Raw genomic sequence first — 666 nt, 5'->3', positions numbered from 1 at the left:
TTAGGGGATGTATATTAAACCCACAATTAATAACTGCACATTAACAATTAAAAGGCTAACGATGTGTGATATTAGTAAAAGAGGTATAGGTTTAAAATATAGGGTGGCAAGAAATTGTCCACCCAACAAATTTATAAATTGGAATTCTAAATTCATAATTCATCATTCACGGAGCTTAAACAATGAAAATTAAATCCGAAGTCCTAAATTCTAATCACGAAACAAATACGAATTTTCTAAATCTGAAATCTAAAATCTACAATCTAAAATCTCCAATCTTTCTTTTGCTATTCGCTATTTTATATTTGCTATTTTTCTATTCCTGTCGCGAGCGGGTAGTACCGCCCGATGTTCCGCCTTATATTCCGCCGATAGTTTTGACGGCTGAAGACATAGGAGTTACCGACGCATTTATAAGAGTTCGCTTCGTTGATACGACTATAAGCCGAGCTTTCAAGCTCACACGTGAAGGGCAAACTATACTCACCGCTCCAAGCTCACCGCTCGACACACTAATTTTAGACGAAGGCTTGCTTCCAAAGCGTACATACAAATACAAAGCTTACCGACTCTTAAACAGCACACCAATTGACTCAAGCGCAGAGCTAATTGTTTTGAGTATGGATACAACTTCACACGAGTATTTTTTCCAGATAGATACACTTG

The 666-nt window shown here is 37.1% G+C and carries 1 protein-coding gene; it reads left to right on the top strand.

The features are described from left to right. Window positions 1-182 precede the first annotated feature (182 nt). On the top strand, window positions 183-666 hold a 484-nt coding region (locus QME58_14480; protein ID MDI6805017.1), incomplete at its 3' end, for a hypothetical protein.

Source organism: Bacteroidota bacterium (assembly GCA_030017895.1).
Taxonomy (GTDB): domain Bacteria; phylum Bacteroidota; class Ignavibacteria; order UBA10030; family BY39; genus JASEGV01.
Note: the sequence above shows the minus strand (reverse complement) of the source record. Positions and strands in the feature narration are given on the sequence as shown.